This window comes from Oceanobacillus sojae, from assembly GCF_900162665.1.
Taxonomy (GTDB): domain Bacteria; phylum Bacillota; class Bacilli; order Bacillales; family Amphibacillaceae; genus Oceanobacillus; species Oceanobacillus sojae_A.
In genome coordinates this window covers 457,331-474,624 of record NZ_LT727811.1, presented here as the reverse complement: position 1 = coordinate 474,624, position 17,294 = coordinate 457,331, and the positions used below count along the sequence as shown (strand labels likewise).

General features: G+C 37.9%; 15 protein-coding genes. 1 reads left to right on the top strand and 14 read right to left on the bottom strand.

The features are described 5' to 3' along the window. Positions 1-59 precede the first annotated feature (59 nt). Positions 60-1,187 carry a tyramine oxidase subunit B gene (locus BN1068_RS09535; RefSeq protein ID WP_077602626.1) on the top strand — a complete coding sequence of 376 codons (1,128 nt, stop codon included), beginning with the start codon at positions 60-62 and terminating at the stop codon, positions 1,185-1,187. Positions 1,188-1,306: 119 nt separating this feature from the next. Here BN1068_RS09535 and pdxA read toward each other — a convergent pair whose 3' ends face one another. The 14 genes from pdxA to BN1068_RS09465 form a co-directional block, all read right to left on the bottom strand. After that, the gene (gene pdxA, locus BN1068_RS09530; RefSeq protein ID WP_077602625.1) at positions 1,307-2,302 is read right to left on the bottom strand and encodes a 4-hydroxythreonine-4-phosphate dehydrogenase PdxA; all 996 of its coding nucleotides are present in this window, start codon (positions 2,300-2,302) and stop codon (positions 1,307-1,309) included. Then, complete coding sequence (locus BN1068_RS09525) at positions 2,295-3,590, bottom strand: four-carbon acid sugar kinase family protein (RefSeq protein ID WP_254846742.1); 1,296 nt, start codon at positions 3,588-3,590, stop codon at positions 2,295-2,297. Before BN1068_RS09525 ends, pdxA begins: the two co-directional genes overlap by 8 nt. Positions 3,591-3,619: 29 nt before the next feature. After that, a complete protein-coding gene (locus BN1068_RS09520) occupies positions 3,620-4,612 on the bottom strand; it encodes a 2-keto-3-deoxygluconate permease (protein ID WP_077602623.1) in 993 nt (330 codons plus the stop codon). A 264-nt stretch (positions 4,613-4,876) separates the two neighbouring features. Beyond that, on the bottom strand, positions 4,877-6,640 hold the full coding sequence (locus BN1068_RS09515) for a sigma-54-dependent transcriptional regulator (protein ID WP_077602622.1): 1,764 nt from the start codon (positions 6,638-6,640) through the stop codon (positions 4,877-4,879). 581 nt (positions 6,641-7,221) lie between these two features. After that, positions 7,222-8,988, bottom strand: a complete 1,767-nt coding sequence (gene ade / locus BN1068_RS09510) for an adenine deaminase (RefSeq protein WP_077602621.1) — start codon at positions 8,986-8,988, stop codon at positions 7,222-7,224. Positions 8,989-9,012: 24 nt separating this feature from the next. Continuing rightward, positions 9,013-10,326 carry an NCS2 family permease gene (locus BN1068_RS09505; RefSeq protein WP_217697312.1) on the bottom strand — a complete coding sequence of 438 codons (1,314 nt, stop codon included), beginning with the start codon at positions 10,324-10,326 and terminating at the stop codon, positions 9,013-9,015. 373 nt (positions 10,327-10,699) lie between these two features. Beyond that, entirely contained in the window at positions 10,700-11,491 is a 792-nt protein-coding gene (locus BN1068_RS09500) for a Cof-type HAD-IIB family hydrolase (RefSeq protein WP_254846741.1), read from the bottom strand. A gap of 9 nt (positions 11,492-11,500) precedes the next feature. Continuing rightward, the gene (locus BN1068_RS09495; protein ID WP_077602619.1) at positions 11,501-12,595 is read right to left on the bottom strand and encodes a M42 family metallopeptidase; all 1,095 of its coding nucleotides are present in this window, start codon (positions 12,593-12,595) and stop codon (positions 11,501-11,503) included. After that, positions 12,592-13,275, bottom strand: coding sequence for a ribulose-phosphate 3-epimerase (gene rpe / locus BN1068_RS09490; RefSeq protein ID WP_077602618.1), 684 nt, complete (start codon positions 13,273-13,275; stop codon positions 12,592-12,594). Before rpe ends, BN1068_RS09495 begins: the two co-directional genes overlap by 4 nt. Positions 13,276-13,299: 24 nt before the next feature. Continuing rightward, positions 13,300-13,788 carry a PTS sugar transporter subunit IIA gene (locus tag BN1068_RS09485; protein ID WP_077602617.1) on the bottom strand — a complete coding sequence of 163 codons (489 nt, stop codon included), beginning with the start codon at positions 13,786-13,788 and terminating at the stop codon, positions 13,300-13,302. A 37-nt stretch (positions 13,789-13,825) separates the two neighbouring features. Next, positions 13,826-15,169: a PTS galactitol transporter subunit IIC gene (locus tag BN1068_RS09480; RefSeq protein ID WP_077602616.1), complete on the bottom strand. Its 1,344-nt coding sequence runs from the start codon at positions 15,167-15,169 to the stop codon at positions 13,826-13,828. A gap of 20 nt (positions 15,170-15,189) precedes the next feature. After that, on the bottom strand, positions 15,190-15,468 hold the full coding sequence (locus BN1068_RS09475) for a PTS sugar transporter subunit IIB (RefSeq protein ID WP_077602615.1): 279 nt from the start codon (positions 15,466-15,468) through the stop codon (positions 15,190-15,192). A 46-nt stretch (positions 15,469-15,514) separates the two neighbouring features. Beyond that, positions 15,515-16,336 (bottom strand): BtpA/SgcQ family protein, encoded by an 822-nt coding sequence (locus BN1068_RS09470; RefSeq protein WP_077602614.1) that lies wholly within the window; start codon positions 16,334-16,336, stop codon positions 15,515-15,517. Positions 16,337-16,354: 18 nt separating this feature from the next. Further along, entirely contained in the window at positions 16,355-17,146 is a 792-nt protein-coding gene (locus BN1068_RS09465) for a DeoR/GlpR family DNA-binding transcription regulator (RefSeq protein ID WP_077602613.1), read from the bottom strand. Between the last annotated feature and the right edge of the window lie 148 nt (positions 17,147-17,294).

Here is a 17,294-nt window from a genome sequence, read left to right as displayed (position 1 = left end):
AAAGCGTTTTTTTATGTAGCAGCTTATTTTTATTATAACAAACATAGGAGGGATTCTATATGTCTAGAATGGTTGAATTACTATACCTCACAGAAGAAGAAATTATTGAGGCTGGAGTACTGGACATGAATGAATGTATTAAAACAATTGAAAAAATGTTCAAACTAATGGGGAAGGGTGACTATCTTTTAGCTGGGCCAAATCGGAATGACCATGGTTTAATGCTATGGTTTAATAAAGAAGAACCTTTTGAAAATATTCCTAAAGCAGGGCCTGATAGACGTTTTATGTCATTAATTTCTTATTTGGGTGGAGACTTTGATGTAATAGGAAATAAATGGTACGGTTCAAACATTGAAAATTTAAATAAAGGGCTTCCCAGATCGATTCATACGTTTACACTCAATGATAAAGATACCGGGGCGCCACTTTCGATAATGGCTGGTAATTTAATAAGTTCCACTAGAACTGGAGCGGTTCCGGCGGTTTTTAGTAAATATCTTGCTCGAAGCGAAGCTAAAGTACTTGGTGCTGTGGGCGGCGGAGCGATTAACCAGTCTTGTATTACCGCAATTGTGAACACAATCGATTCTATTGAGAAGGTTGTGTTGTATGATCTCAATGTAGAAAAGGGTGAAAAAATTGCAAACCGTTTAAGCCAGCAATTACATGTAGAATTTGAAGTTGTCGGAGATATAAATGATTGTACTGGACAAGCTGATATTTTGACTGTTGCTACTTCTGGAAAAACGAAACCATTTATCAAAGAAGAATTTATAAAAAAAGGGGCTTTAATTTTATTAACAGGTGCTGCTGAATTTGAAGAATCTACCTTAAAAAAATATAGAATTGTATCAGATCTATGGTCAATGCATGAAAAGTGGCTAGAGGATGGATTGAGTCATCCAGATGGAATAGCCAGTATACTTGATTGGACAATGTCAGGTCAGCTGTTAAATCTTATTCATAACAACCAATACGATAATGAAATTGATGATATTGGTGATATTATCATTGGTAATAAGCAGGGCAGGACTTCAGAAGATGAAATCATTATCTGTATGATGGGCGGACTGCCTACAGAGGATGTAGCGTGGGGGTACCAGGTTTATCAAAATGCACTTCAACGTAATATTGGAACGAAACTTCCTTTATGGAATGAATCTTATTTAACTCGAGAAAGCTGAAAAGTTTATGCAATCTAGACTGTATATGAGAAATTAGCATATACGTTTTAAATGGTAGGTAGGAGAAAAGGGAAGACCCTTCTCCTACTCTTTATATTTTTTCCAGTCTCGAAAACTTCTTACTTCGGTGCCAGTTCAATCGCTTGTCTTAGTGCTTCCAACATGCTTCCTTCATCCACTATTCCTTTACCTGCTATATCAAAAGCAGTTCCATGGTCAACACTGGTACGGATTATTGGCAGACCAACCGTTATATTTACGCCGGCTTCCAAACCAAGTACTTTTATTGGACCGTGGCCCTGATCATGATACATGGCAACAACGATGTCAAAGTCACCGCGCTGAGCTCGGAAGAATAAGGTATCTGCCGGTAAAGGGCCTTCTACATCAATACCTTGTTCTTTAGCCAAATGAACAGCAGGAATAATTTTTTCCTCTTCTTCTCCATAGCCGAAAAGGCCATTTTCTCCTGCGTGTGGATTGATTCCGCAAACACCTATTTTTGGCTGTCCAATTCCTGAATCTTTTAATGTTTTATCCGCTAATTTTATCACATTGAATACACGTTCCGGTTTAATCTTTTGGATGGCATCCAATAAACCAATATGCGTTGTAACGTGAATCACTTTTAATTTTGGTGAAGACAGCATCATGGAAAAATCTTCTGTGTTTGTTAAATCAGCAAGAATTTCCGTATGTCCCGGATACATGTGCCCACCTTTTTGCAGTGCTTCTTTATTTAATGGTGCTGTACAAATTGCTTGGATTTTATTTTCATTGGCCAATTGAATGGCTGTCTGCAAATATTGAAATGCTGCATCACCAGCTATCGGAGATACCTCGCCAACAGTTAAACTTTTGGGAATAAGATCTAGATCCACGCAGGCAATTTCACCATATGACGTTTGTGTTAAATCATCATCACTTCTTTTTTTGCTAATGGATACTTCCAAGTTTAAATCTTTGGCAGCACGTTGTAATATTTTAGCATCACCAATAACAATGGGATGTGCATTCTGATAAATTTCTGGTTTCTGCAGACTTTTAACGATTACTTCGGGGCCTACACCTGCCGCGTCTCCCATGGTTATACCTATAATCGGTTTTTTACTCATATGTCGTCGTTTCTCCTTTCAACTCCTGCATGGCATGATAAATAGAATCCTCTTTTCCAAATGCTCCAGCTTTTGTTACTACTAGACTTCCATCCTTGCCGACTAACGATACTAACGGAATACCAGGCTCAAGCTGCTTAATAAGATGCATCCCGACTGCTCCCAAACTTTTTGTAATGGACTTCGCTGTATCGCCGCCAGTCAGGACAAAACGATTCAGATTGGGAAGCTGATTTTTAATATCTACTACTAATTTTGCAATTCTATCTGAAATGGTTTCTCCTATTTCATTATTGGAAAGTCCTTTTTTCTTGCCTAATTCCTTTACCTGTGTGCGAATATTTTCATTTGATGGCACATAGAGGACAACGTCTTTATTTTGAGTAATCATTTCTACACATATATTTTTATATTCTTTTTTTTGTGTTTTCCAATCATCCTGAAACATTTGCAGCGGGTTTAACTCGATACCTGCTACATTTTTTTGCTGGATTGCATAACGAATTTGTGCCTGTGTTTTTTCAGATAAACTGCCACACACTGTCATGGCTACGCTAGAATGTTTGTAGGAAATATGTTGCTTTTTCTTTTCAATTCCTAATACCTGTGGGAGAACTTCTGCCAGTCCAGCAGATCCTGCCCAAATGATACGGTTCGTTTCTTTTGAAAATTTATGAGTGAGCACTTTTAAGTCCTGTTCTGTTTCGGCATCACAGCAAATCATTCTAATTTCGTCTGCTTTCAAGATGGCTAGTTTTTTTTGGAAATGCTCATCACTTTGTAAATCCTCTTTTGTAAGCAGTCCGACTCGTTCTTCTGTTTGTTGCTCTATTAGGGCAGGAATATAGGACTCTGTCACAGGGTGAGTTGGATCTTTTGCAATTTCTGTCTCTGCAATTAATTGTCCATGGACATAGTGATACCCATGTTTTGTCACCCGCCCCATACCAGGAAACGCCGGAGCAATTACAAGAAATTCTGGATTTAATATACTGCTCATTGCTTGCAGCTCGTGGCCGATATGACCTCTAAGTGTCGAATCCATTTTTTTATAGACATGATTATAATGAAGATCTTTGATAAATTTCGCTGATTTCATTGTGATGGATATTGCTTTTTCTCTTGATAATGCTCTTGAATTTGTATCTATTACGACACCTTCGCTGAGAAGATTCATCTGTTTTGGAATTTCAAATAGAACAGAAGTATTAATTCCTTTTTCTGTTAATTGAATGCCGCTATCATTTGCTCCAGTTAAATCATCTGCAATTATAGCGATTTGTTTCACCAATTATAACACCTACTTTACTATCTCAATCATTTTTCATTTACTTTTATATAATGGTCAGGAACCTTGATGCCTTTTTTTTCTAGACGTTTTACCAGAAACCCTACGTAAAATGGCAGTAGAATTGCTGTTGTAACAACTGCTGCAGCAACTTGCACAGTCGCTAACTCTACATTAGCTGAAAAGGCAGGACCTGCAGAAGCAATTGCCATTGGTGTAGCTACCGCATTTCCAGCAGTAGACCCCTCCGCAGCACCAGCGATTGGATTCCATTTCATTGCTTTAAAGATGAAATACCCTGCTGTACCAGTTACGAACACTGTCAACAGGCCTAAAATCACGCCACCTAACCCGCCTTCAATGATGCTAGAAAAATCAATACCCATCCCTAACGCAAAAGCGAAGAATGGAATAAGTACGGAACTTCCTGATTGGAAAAACTCTCTCAAGTCTTCATCTAAATTACCCAAAATCATACCGACTAGAATTGGCAGTAATACAGACAGGAAGGAAACGAAAGAGAACATCCCTTCTACAAAGCCCATGACACCAAATATTGACAATGCTACCATGGTTAAAAAGGGACCATCATTTAATGCTAATAAAGAATAAGCTGCACGATCTGTCTTATCTCCGTATTGTCCTACGAGTGCTACATAGAGACCGCCATTACTGTTTGTCATAGCAGCAATAATTGCGATTGGAGCCAGTCCAAGCCACAGTCCATTATCGCCCATCATAGAAAATGCCAGTAATCCAACAAGTGCACCTACTATCCATTTTGTAGCTAATAAAGTTGCTCCTTTGCCCAGGCTTACCCCTACATTTTTTACGTTAATTTGTGCCCCGGTAAATAATAAGAACAATGCAATCAAAGTGCTGGAACCGTCTACAAACAAAGCCTGTGTAAAGTTACCAATTCTTAATAAATCTGGTGCGAAAGTATTTAATGTTGCAGCAATCAACAACGGTACAACCATCATTCCCCCAGGGATCTTTTCGATTGTTGCTTTTATCTTCATTCTTTCTCCCCCCTTGTATAATAGTTTATTGTTTCTTATTGAAACAATAAAATGAAGTGAAGCGTTTGCATTTAAAATGATAATACTAAATGAATAAAAAAGCAACATTTTTTTGGAGTTTATACATATTAAATACCTATATCCGCTAAATTGTTTCATTGTGAAACAATTTAGTTTGTTGTTTTTGAAAAAAATACCATACATGCCACCAAACCTGTTCATAAAAAGGTTGGTGGCATGTATGGTATTTTCTAAAAAGTAGACTTATTTATCATTTAATTTTCTCCATAAAGTTGTACGATTCATTCCCAGCCTTTTGGCGGTACGTGTTTGGTTCTCTTTTTCCTCTTCTAACACCTTTTGGATAATTCTTTGCTCCATTTCCTCTAAAGTCAAACCGGGTGGAATATAGAAGCCTTTATTTTCAAGAGGCTTATTTTGCTCTTTCAATGCGTCTTCATGTAAAATTTCTTTCACGTCTTTGTTTTCAATATAATATCCGACAGCACGAAGACTTAATTCACGAATTTTCTTTTTTAATTCAACCAAATTTCCCGGCCAGTCTAAGCGCATAAGTATTTCTAGCGCATCCGAACGAATTCCTAACGTTTCGTTGCCGAATCTGGTGTGGAATTCGGATAAATAGTAAGAGATAAATTCTCTTAGATCCTCTTTTCGATTGCGTAAAGGCTGTGTATGAATAAAAATCGGATCGATTTTTTCAATTAATGAGACAAAAATATGTTTCTTCTCTATTAAGGATGACGCTTGTTCATTGGCTAAAAAAATGAGTTGTAAAGATTCCGGAATTTGATGAAACAGCTCAATCAGAAGCTTTTGATTTGTCGGTGATAAACTCTCAACATGTTCAAAAATTGCTGTTCCTTTTTGAACAGAAACCCACCTGTCTTTTAGAGTTTTCAGATCATCAGAATCTATGATTTCACAGTTCAAAATAAATAAAGGGTGATTGCTTTCAAACTTTTGAAAGTGAATCGATTGGGCGATGGTCATTTTACCTGTTCCAAATTCACCTGAAATAAACAAGTTATCAGTTGTATTTGCAAACGCATATATTTTATTTTTAATACTTTGGGCATAGGTGCTGCCACCGAGGATAGGCTGATGTATCTTTTTTGTTAACATGCGAAATGCTGCTGATTCATCTTTCTTTTTGTATGAACATAAATGTATCCCGGCTAGCTTAGTTTCTCTGCTTGTAACAGGGAATATTTGTAACTCAAAATCCTCTTTCTCTGAGCTTATATGCGCCCATTGTTTTTCATTTAGTGACAAAGCCTGATGAATGTTCTTTCTCAATTCTTTATCATAAAGCAATTTCTTTACTATTCTTTCTTTATTCGGGGAAAGGTTATTGAAAAGAACTTTCTCCTGCTGGTTAATAACAATGATATCTGTTGGTAGGGATTGGAGGATTTGCAGATATTGATCTGTTTTATAAGAAACTTTTTGAAACATATGATATGTTCTTCTTGCCTCATCAAACGCATCAAAAATAGCCTCTTTACCAGATGTAATTAAAAAACCACGCAAACCGATTTTTTGAGCCTCTTCAACGGTCACTACATCTCCAATTACAATTTCGTAATTTTCATTTTTTAGTTTATTTAATAATAATCGTACCTCATCACGTTTATGAATGGTGAACATTTTTACGTCATAGTCCAATATATCATTCAGAGTTCTTGCACCACGACATATATTTTCAAATCCGATAAAAGCGACGGTATTTTGCGCTCCCCGTATCAATGTAAAAACACGCAGCATATCATACCCTGTAATATCAATATGTATAACAGGGATCGAAACATTCTTCTCTACTAGACTTGCCGTCCCGCCACGACTGATAATTAAATCATATCCTTCATCTTCTGCTTTCCTTGCGAGCGAGATAGATTCCTCCAGGTTTGCTACCTTTATGTCCAGTTGAAAATCCTTTGGAATATCTAATTGCTTAACAACCTGTGTCATTCCGGTATACGGTGCTATTAACAAAATTTTTATCATTTCCACACCCACTTTAGTTACATTCTTCAAATAAATCTATTATGTCATACGTAGCCTTCATTGTCATACGTGTCCCTTTCAATATATCTTATTGTAAGTCAAATAGCTTCAATTTAAAATAAAGTGTATAGAGATTTTTTCGGTAAGATAGTGATCTTTTTTGCTGAAGTTCTATGTATGCTTTTTTATAGAGAGAGCATCTACTGTCTATTTTCAGACCATTCCTTCGGTTAGTTCAGCATACAAACAACTGTATGCATGAATACCTAATTAAGCTGAAAAAATCTGCCTATAGAATTAATACTCATTTTAAGAAGTATTACACATGAGAGGATATAATTAATAAAAAACTGTATAAGTGAGAAGGGGCTGAACCAAATTCCTTCTTACTTATACAGTCTATCTTGAAATTCCTGGATAATATAATTATTTCAAAGTTTAATTTGTTGAATCAAAAACTTAGTAAATATTTATTTCCGTACCTTTTTCTCTATTTCGATTTTACTCGCTATTTAAAGCGGAAATGGAAAGCTGTCCATTAAGCATTTGAATTATCTTTCCGTTTTTGCATTAAACAACAATTACTCCTCAACAAACAAAGGAAGCAATTCCTGATGATACACATCAACTAAACCTACATCAGATATCCGAATTTCAGGTATAACAGTCAGTGTGAGTGATGAAAAGGCCATTGCAGGAGAACGTCTTCCAACCTTTACTCCCATTAATTTTGCCGTTTCATTAAAATGCTCTACTTTTACAGCAATTTCTTCTACAGGTTCTGGCGACATCAAACCAGCTAGCGGGAGATCTAATTGTGCTTGTACTTCTGTATCCTTTACAAGACATAATCCGCCGCCTGACTGCTCAAGCTGCTTGACTGCAATTAACATATCCTTTGCATTTGTACCAGCTACCACCAAATTATGGCTGTCATGAGCAATGGTTGTTGCATATGCTCCATGACGAAGCCCTGAATTTTTAATGACACCTACAAATGGTTTCTTATTTTGACCGTGTCTGCCAATGACACTTACAAATGCATAATTATCAGGAAGCTCCCGAATCATACCATCTGTCACTTCAACATTTACTGTTCCTTTTGCAGTTGTCCCATTAAGCTGCATCTCCATCGTATTTAAGGTTGCAGTACTATTTTGGAATGGTGCCTTGATCAATAAATCTTCCTCCGTTAATGCTGGAAGTTGTACGGTGTTTCTAAGTAATGGAGGGACACTGCTGGTAAATTTCTCTGTCAGTTCTCCGTTTGCCACCATTTGCTTTCCTTCTACAAATACGTCTGTGACATCCATTTTTTCTATAGAATCAACTAATGAAAAATCAGCACGGTATCCGGCAGCAATTGCTCCGCGGTCTCTTAAACCATAGCGTATTGCCCCGTTCAAAGACCCGTAGCGAACTGCTAATGGTGCCGGAATGCCTTCTTCAATACAACGTCTGACAACACGGTTCATTTGACCATTTTTTAACATATCATTTGGCTCTACATCGTCCGTACACATAGCAATGTTGCTGACGTAAGGGACTTCCTTCCAAGCTTCTGCTGCGATGTCGGCAAATTGGCTGATGCTGGACTCCCGGATATAAATAAGCATTCCAGCCCGCAGCTTTTCTAAAATTTCATCGGTCGCCCGGCTTTCATGGTCAGAATCCACCCCGGCTGCTAAGTAAGCAGCAAGATCACTGCCGTATACTCTTGGCAGATGGCCTTCATTCCGCACGCCTGCTTCTAATCCTTTTTGAACAATCCCGGCCATTCTTGGGTGCTGCTTGATGACACCGACATAGTCCATTAATTCAGCAATGCCGACTACATTAGGCAATTGCAGCATTTCTTCAATATCCTCCGGGTGAAATTCAGCTCCGGCTGTTTCCAGATCAGGAACTGCAGGTACACAAGATGGGATAGTAGTAAGAATATCTACGGGCAGGCCCTTACTTGCATCTATCATGTATTTTACCCCTTCAACCCCCATTACATTTCCAATTTCATGCGGATCAATAACAGCAACGGTTGTTCCATGTCTGAGAACTTCCCTTGCAAACATGTCTGGCGTAATCATTGTACTTTCAATATGAACATGGCAATCGATTAATCCCGGAATCGCGTATTTCCCTTTTGCGTTGAATTCCTTATCTCCGTTTATCTGGAAAGAAGGCTTATTATCTTTATATGGTGCTACAGCTGCAAACCGGTTTTCCTTCACACCGATATCTGCTTTGTATATTTCTGCAGTAAATACATTTACCAGATTTGCTTCACGTATGACTATATCCATATTCGTATCGCCTCTTGCCGCAGATACAATTTTTTCTCTTGTAAACAAATGAAAACCTCCTAAAGTAATCGATTAATTCGTTAGTGATATGAAATATAATACTAATGGTATCAGTAAAATATATAAACCCCAATGTAATTCTTTATGTCTGCCGGAAAGAAGCTTCAGTAAAACAAAGATAATAATTCCAGCTGCAATACCATTTCCGAAGTTAAAGGTAAAGATGGTAATAACGATGGTCATAAATGCCGGCAGTGACTCTGTTACATCACTGAAATCTATGTTGCGTACTGCGGACAGCATTGTTAAGCCGACTAATATTAAGGCTGGAGCAGTAGCTTCTGTAGGAATAATCATAATGACAGGTGTAATAAACAAAGTTAGTAAGAATAAAAAGCCTGTAGTTACCGAAGTCAACCCGGTCCGTCCACCTGCTTCTACTCCAGCTGCCGATTCAACATATGTTGTCATGACTGGCACAGAGAACAATGATCCAAGCACTGTCCCACCTGCATCAACAGAAAAAGGTTTATCAATATTTGGAAGGTTGCCGTTCTTGTCCAGCATGTTTCCTTTGCTTCCGACACCCAGCATTGTACCTAAGCTGGAAAAGAAATCTGGTATAAAAAAGGCTAGAATCAATGGAAAGTATGCAATTTTTAATGCTCCGATAATATCCAGTTCAAATGCAATTGGTGCGACACTTTCCGGTAATGAAAAAATCTTATCAGGAACGGTTGTAACCCCCATCGGTATACCAATGATTGTGACAATGACGATACCAATCAGTAAGTGGCCGCGGACATTTCGAGCAAGCAGAACACTCATAATTAAAAAACCGATTAAAGCTAAGATTGCATTTGGTGAACCGATATCTCCAAGCTGGAGTGCGTTAGCATCTTCGCTTGCTACAACAAGTCCTGCATTCCGAAAACCGATTAATGCAATAAATAATCCTACACCTGCGCCAATAGATAGTTTAATTGCAGGAGGCATCAACTTTACGATAAGCTGCCGCAGTCCCAGGACGGTAAATAATACAAATAATACTCCAGAAATAAAAACCATTCCCATGCCTACCTGCCAGGGGATTCCTTCTGCAACAGTCAGCGTTATGGCGAGGAAAGCTACAGATCCAAGTCCCGGTGCAAGTGCAAAAGGTCTGTTGCTGTATAATCCCATTATTATTGTAATGACACCAGTCATCAGAATAACGGAAACTGTTACAGGACCTTTTGGCATCCCTGCTTCCTCTAACATACCCGGTACGACAATCAATACGTACAGCATTGTCATAAACACAGTCAATCCTGCTATAAATTCAGTTCGGACATTTGTTTGATTAGCTCTTAATTTGAATAATTTTTCTGTGATTTTGCCTTTCACTTCATAAGCTCCTCTCATGTTGCACTTATTTATTCTCTAAATCCGAACATTATGTGTTTAGAACTATTTTTCGTCCGTGATTTATAAATAAACTTACCAATATAATAGAAGGTTGTCAATATTATTTTAGACAGACTCCGAAGAATATATTGATTATTAAATGAGTGCAATCTCTTATTGAAAGTGCAATTGGAAATGATATTCACAGGTTTATTGTGTTTAGTGAAGGATTTGATAGAAGAGTTATAGCGATTGTAACTGGAAAAAGTAATTTCCAGACTTTAATATAATTCTTTGAAGCAAATAATTAATAAAAACTGAGAAAATACAAAAATAATCCCTGTCCATGATGCGGACAAGGATTATTATATATCTATAGCAGATTTAAAAGCTTTAAACCATGTGTAATTCCTTCATTTTCATTTGATTTTGTAATGATATCTGCATAAGGATAGAGTTCTTCATGTGCATTTTCCATAGCAATCCCTACCCCTACAAAATCCAGCATTTCCTTATCATTCAGTCCGTCCCCAAAAGCGATAGCCTCGTCGGGAGCTACATTTAAAAACGAAAGCATTTCTTTAATACCAGATGCTTTTGAAATGGATTGGGGCATGACATCAATAGCGAATTCATGCCATCTGACAAAAGATAACTCCGGAAATTTTTGAATATAATCCATTTCTTCCCCGCTTTTACAATATACCATCGCTTGAAGCAAGGCTGCTTCTTTCCAATAATCAGGATGAAATTCTGGTGTATAATCTAAATGTAAGTCTTTGAAAGTTTGTATAACTTCATTATGGTCCCAAATATTACTGACAGACTTTTGTTCGCTGGAAAAAACTAACGGGTGCTGTTTCATCCCGGCGAATGGAACAAGTTTTTGCAAAGCGGATGTATCCATTCCGTGCTTATGAACAACTTCTCCTTTATAAACAGAATAAGCACCGTTAAAACTGACAAATGAATTAATTTTTAGTTCCTCCGCAATGTCAGAAAAATGATAGGGAGGACGCCCGGTAGCAATAATCACTTCTACTCCTCTGTTTCTTATTTGATCCAGAGATTTCTTGGTTTGATTAGAAATTTGCTTGTTATTATCAACCAATGTGCCATCAATATCCAGAAAACAAACTTTATAATCCATGTTCTTTGTCTGCATATTTATAACCTACCTTGCTTTTCCAAAAGTACTTTCTTTTGTTAAGCTTGTCAAAAATTCATATAATAAGTGAATGGTTTGTTTCACGTCATGAAGACTGACTGTTTCTACAGGTGTATGTGTATAGCGTGTCGGGATAGAGATGTTCGCAGTAGCAATCCCTGCCTCTTCAAAAACAATAAAAGCATTCTCTGTGATGACGCCTACAGCTACCTCTCTCTGATAGCTAATATTATTTACTTGGCAAGTATTTATTAGAGCTTGAATTAATTTTGAATCTGGCAAAACACCGGCAAGTGTTCCTTTTCCATGATAGTTAAGAAATGTAAGCGCAGGTCCTTTATCTAAGCCGACATCGGAATAAGTTGTCAGTTCGGGTGTATCACAAGCTGGTGTCACATCTAAACCGATAGAGACATGCGGTTTTATCTTCCTGACTGCCGGCAGGACACCTCTGATATTAAATTCCTCCTGCACACATGCAACCAGATATATATCCCACTCTAAGGATGCTTGAGTGGAACTTAGTTGTTCTGCTAATTCTAATAAGACTGTGCAGGCAACCCGATTATCCATCGCTTTTCCTGTTACCCAGCCGTTCTCTCTTTCCAGATAGTTTGCCTGAAAGCAGATAGTGCTTCCAACCTGTATGCCTTTCTCATGTGCCTCTTCTTTAGAGGCTGCGCCAATATCAATATATAGCTGATCTTGTGCAGGAAATTTCCCTTTTTCTTCGGGTTTTAAAAAATGGTATGCTTTTGTTCCGACAACGCCGGTGACCGTTCCTTTATCTCCAAGTACCTGAAGCTGGTTACCTGGAAGAACATTCACATTAGCGCCGCCAATTCGTTCAAAAAATAAAAATCCATCTTCATCAATATGTCTTACTATAAACCCTACTTCATCCATATGGGCAAAAATCATTATTCTTTTGCTGTTTGACTTGTTGGAAGGTAAGAAACCAATCACATTGCCTATTGTATCCACTTCAACATACTCCATTTGTTTAGAAAAATAATGATACATATAATCAATAACTGGATCTTCTTGTGAACTGACAGCATTTATCATGGATAATGCCTTCAGATGTTCGTTCATATTCATTTTAAACCACCTGTTTCTAAAGACTTTTTTATATTTTCCATTGCCTGTAATTTTGCTGTTTCGGTTTCTTTATAATAGATATAGGACCCGACAACAAAGATATTTGCTCCTCGCTGGGAGCACCACAATGCTTCTTGCGGTGTAATTCCGCCATCGACTTCGATAGCAAAGGAATACGCTTTGCTGGATTTTAACTGGCTTAGCCTTGTTATTTTTGATAAAACTTCTTTAATAAAGGGCTGTCCTCCGAAACCGGGATTTACGGTCATCAGGAGTACCATATCAATATCTGATAAGATAGGTTCTATCAAGGAAATTGGTGATGCCGGGTTTAAAGCAACGCCTGCTTTTATGCCGTACTCTTTTATTTGGTGGATTAACCGGTGCAGGTGAGTGGCTCCTTCTGCATGAATAGTAATGCTGTCAGAGCCGGCACGGACAAAATCAGCTATATATTGACTTGGATTTTCAATCATTAAATGAACATCCAAAAACAGATTTGTATAGGATCTTACCGAGTAGATTATATTAGCGCCAAATGAAATACTGGGCGCAAATACACCATCAATTACGTCCAAGTGTAAAAATTCCGCTCCGCCTTTTTCAGCGATATCAATTTCACTGCTTAAATGTAGAAAATCTGCGTTTAAAATGGACGGAGCCAGGATTTGTTTTTTCAACTTTATTCAAAGCCTCCTGCTTGTTTATTCTAGTAATTCATTTATATAAGGAAGAATACATTGAAAGACTTCCTCTTTTGTAGCAGCATAACGAATGCGCAATAATTTTTCTTTATCTCTCAATATTTCAGAAAGTGCCTTCAGCATGATTAAATGCTGACCCGAATCCGTAATCCCTAACATAAAAACGATTTCTACGTTTAGAGGTTCACCTGAAGTCATTTCATTAAAGGAAACTGCTTCTTTTAAGATTCCTACAGCTAAGCTTTCCTGCTTCACATGGACTGGATCTGCATGTGGAATAGCAACACCTATGGAAGTTGTTTTCAGCCCGGTTGGATATTGTTCTTCCCGTTTTATAATTGCTTGTTTAAAAGAATCATGGACGTAATCTTTGGCATAGAATAATTGACTTATTTCCTTCAATAATTCATCCGATGAACTGGCACGGATATTCAGCATAATCATATCTTTATCAAATTTTAATGTATTTCCGTTTTTATTGTGATTCATTCCAGAACCTCCAGTAGTGCTATTAGGTAATAATTATTTATGATGTCTCTTCAGGCTCTTCTTTTCTATTTATCTTTTTAAATACGAAGTAGTACAGCACGATAATAAATAGTGCCAGGATAATAAATCCTAATACTTCCATTCTCATTAAAATGGTAATAATAAAGTTAAACACATTTCCAATATATAATGCAGATACTTCTGTTCCGCCAGCAGACTCGATAAATCCGCCAGCGCTGGCTAAGTCTGTATAATAAGAAGAAAAGAAGGTAGCTATATAAAGCACTAATACCATATTGAAGGTAGAGCTGATCAGCGTTCTGATAACATCCCCCTTATGCATGATCGTTGCCATACAGATAAAAAAAGGAGCAAAAGCTAAATCTGCGAGAGGAAGCACTTTATTGCCCGGCAGGATGGCGGCTAAGACGAGTGTAATAGGAATAATTAAGATTCCTACTGTAATGGTTGTCGGATGGCCTAATGTAACTGCTGAGTCTAGTCCTATAAAGAATTCTTTGCCTTTAAATTTTGTTTGAAAGAATTTTTTCGCAGCATCTGAAATGGGCATCAGCCCTTCTACAATAATCCGGATAACACGCGGGAAAAGGATCATAATACCTGTGATTACAATGACCAGCTGACTGCCATCCACGAAGCTTGTGCCTGCCAATATAGCAATAATTACGCCCAGAATAACTCCGATAATCACTGGATCTCCAAACATTCCAAACTTCTTTTGAATAAAGTTTGTATCCATTTTCCGATTGTTTAGAGCCGGTATTTTATCGAATATCTTATCCATCAGAGCATAAAAAGGGACGGTAGAAGTAGCGAATCCCTGACTGATGGATATCCCTTCAATGCCAATAACCTTTTGAACTTTTTTGGCTGTTAAATCAGCAACGATAAGTGAGAAGATAGCGTGCGAAATTGCAGCCATAAGACCATAAAATAAGTTTGAGGTAATGAGAGCAACTACAGATCCCGTCAGTGCATAATGAGAGTAATTGAAAATATCAATATTCATCGTTTTGGTAAGCTTGCTGATTAATAGAAGAACGTTCAGGCCAAAAATAACCGGGATGATAAGAGCTCCTACAGTAGTTGAAAAAGCAATCCCGGCAGAGGTTCCTGACCCTAAATCAATAACAGATAAATTTAAGCCGAACCGCTCAACCATGGTTTGTACAGATGGTGAAAGATAATCACCTATTAAGCTGACGACTAAATTGAGACCTAAAAATCCGACACCGACAGTTACAGCAGCTTTAATTGCCCTCAGTACGCTTAAACGGAATGCTAAACCAACTATAAAAAGAACAATAGGGACAAAAATAGTTGCTCCTAAGGATAATATATAATCGACAACACTTTGCATGTTAAGCTCTCCTTTATGCTTTAGTCGGATAAAGCGCTAATAATTTGTTCCTTAATAGCTTCCTCGTTAATCCCGGTTAAGAATCCGGCTCCTGAGAGGGAGGGGACTCCGAAGTCGGATTCTACCCTCATGCTTGTCACGATTAGATCTGCATCGCTATTCTCATAAACTAATTCAGATAAGGTAGTCTGTGTGAGTTGATAATCAATTCCTGCTTCGTCCAATGCCTGGCGGACTTTATCCGCTATTAATGTTGAAGTTGCAATTCCGCCGCCGCATGCTACGATTACTTTTTTCATATATTGACCTCTCCTTTAATTAAGATTGATTTCTTATTCTCTACTGTTAAGCTTGAATAGCTGTCTCCCGAAAGGCTTTTACTTTATTCATAAATTCTTCTACGCGCTTCTGGTCAACCCTGTTTTCAAATTTTCCGTCAAATTTGAATGCTGTACCAACTACTGCACCGTCCGCAATTGCCAGCTGCTGCTCTAAATTTTCAATACGTACACCCGTATTTGCCAATACGACGCAATCAGGTACAGTGTCTTTTACTTTTTTCAAGATTTGAGAATCTGTCTGTTCTCCAGCTGTTAGTCCAGAAACACAAAGCGCATCGGGACGGTTATTAAATACAGTAGACTTGGCTATATCTTGGATATCTCGGTCAGCAATATATTTTGCTGCTTCAGGCAGGATATTAAACAGAAGCTTCACATCCTGGGCATGCAGGTGATACTGGTGTCTGACGGTTTCACCAACATTTGTATCCCATAGGCCAAAGTCACTTGCATATACGCCGGTAAAGATCTCCCTGACAAATTGAGCCCCGGTGGCAGCAGCTAAGTCAAGGGAGCGTTTTGCATCCCATAATACGTTAACGCCATAAGGTATTCTTATATCATTCATCAGCTCTCCGATTACTCTGGCCATCGCAGAAACTGTTTCGGTTTTTACTTCTGTTAAATAAGGAAGACTGAATTCATTGGAGAACATAACAGCATCTACACCGCCATCCTGTAAGGCCGTTAAATCTTTGCGGGCTTCTTCTATGACATAATCCATCCCTTTTTTATAGTCATAGGATGGATCTCCGGGTAGGGGCTGCAGGTGACACATTGCAATAATTGCTTTTTCTGTTCCAATTATTTCTTTTAACCAAGTCATCAATAACTTCCTTTCTCTTCAGCTTTTTACTTTAGGGGTATCTATGGAGATCCCCGCTTTTTTGTAATCTTTCATTTCTGAATCGGATAAAGACTTGTTTGTTATAATCCTATCTAGTGTATCTATCCCGGCGACGGACGAAAATGCTACCTGGTTGAACTTCCTGTCATCCGCCAATAAGATAATTTCATTGGCAATGTCTATCATGGTTTTTTTTATGTTGGTTTCATCAATATTGGAATTGGTTAACCCTTTATCCGCATCGATAGCATCTGTTCCTAAAAATACTTTATCTACATTGAGCTGACGCAGCATATCTTCTGCAAATGGCCCATTTAAGCTATACACCCCCTTTCTCTTTTGCCCGCCGATAACGACGATGTCTATGAGGTCATTTTCACTGAGAACCATGGCATTTTTAATGTCATTTGTAATGGCTGTTATATTTTCAGTGCATTGTGATGCGAGTTTTTTTGCGAGCAGCAGGGTTGTTGTGCCGGAATCCAGAAGGACGGTTTCCCCAGGCTGGATATGTTTGAAAGCCAGCTCCGCAATTTCTTCTTTCTCCTGAATGGCTTCCTGTTCTTTGATAACATGACGGGGCTCAAACCGGGTTCCTTTCAATTTTTTACTTTTAGCTCCTCCATGAATCCGGATAATAAGATTCTGTTTCTCTAATTCTTTTAAATCCCGTAAAATTGTTGGTTTGGAAACATTAAATTGGTTTGTTAAATCGATGATGTTTACTGTTCCTTTATCATCTATAAACTCCAGTAATAACTCTAATCTTTCTGCTGGTAAAATCTCCATCCACTCCTTGTATAATGTATGATTTCATTTGATTGTTTATGATTTTTTATGGCAGGAACATGAGGTGTTTTGTGCTGTGATAGTAATTTTTATTTTTTATTGCTGCTTTTTAGACCTGTTTTTTTAAAAAAGTTGAGTAATATTAAAA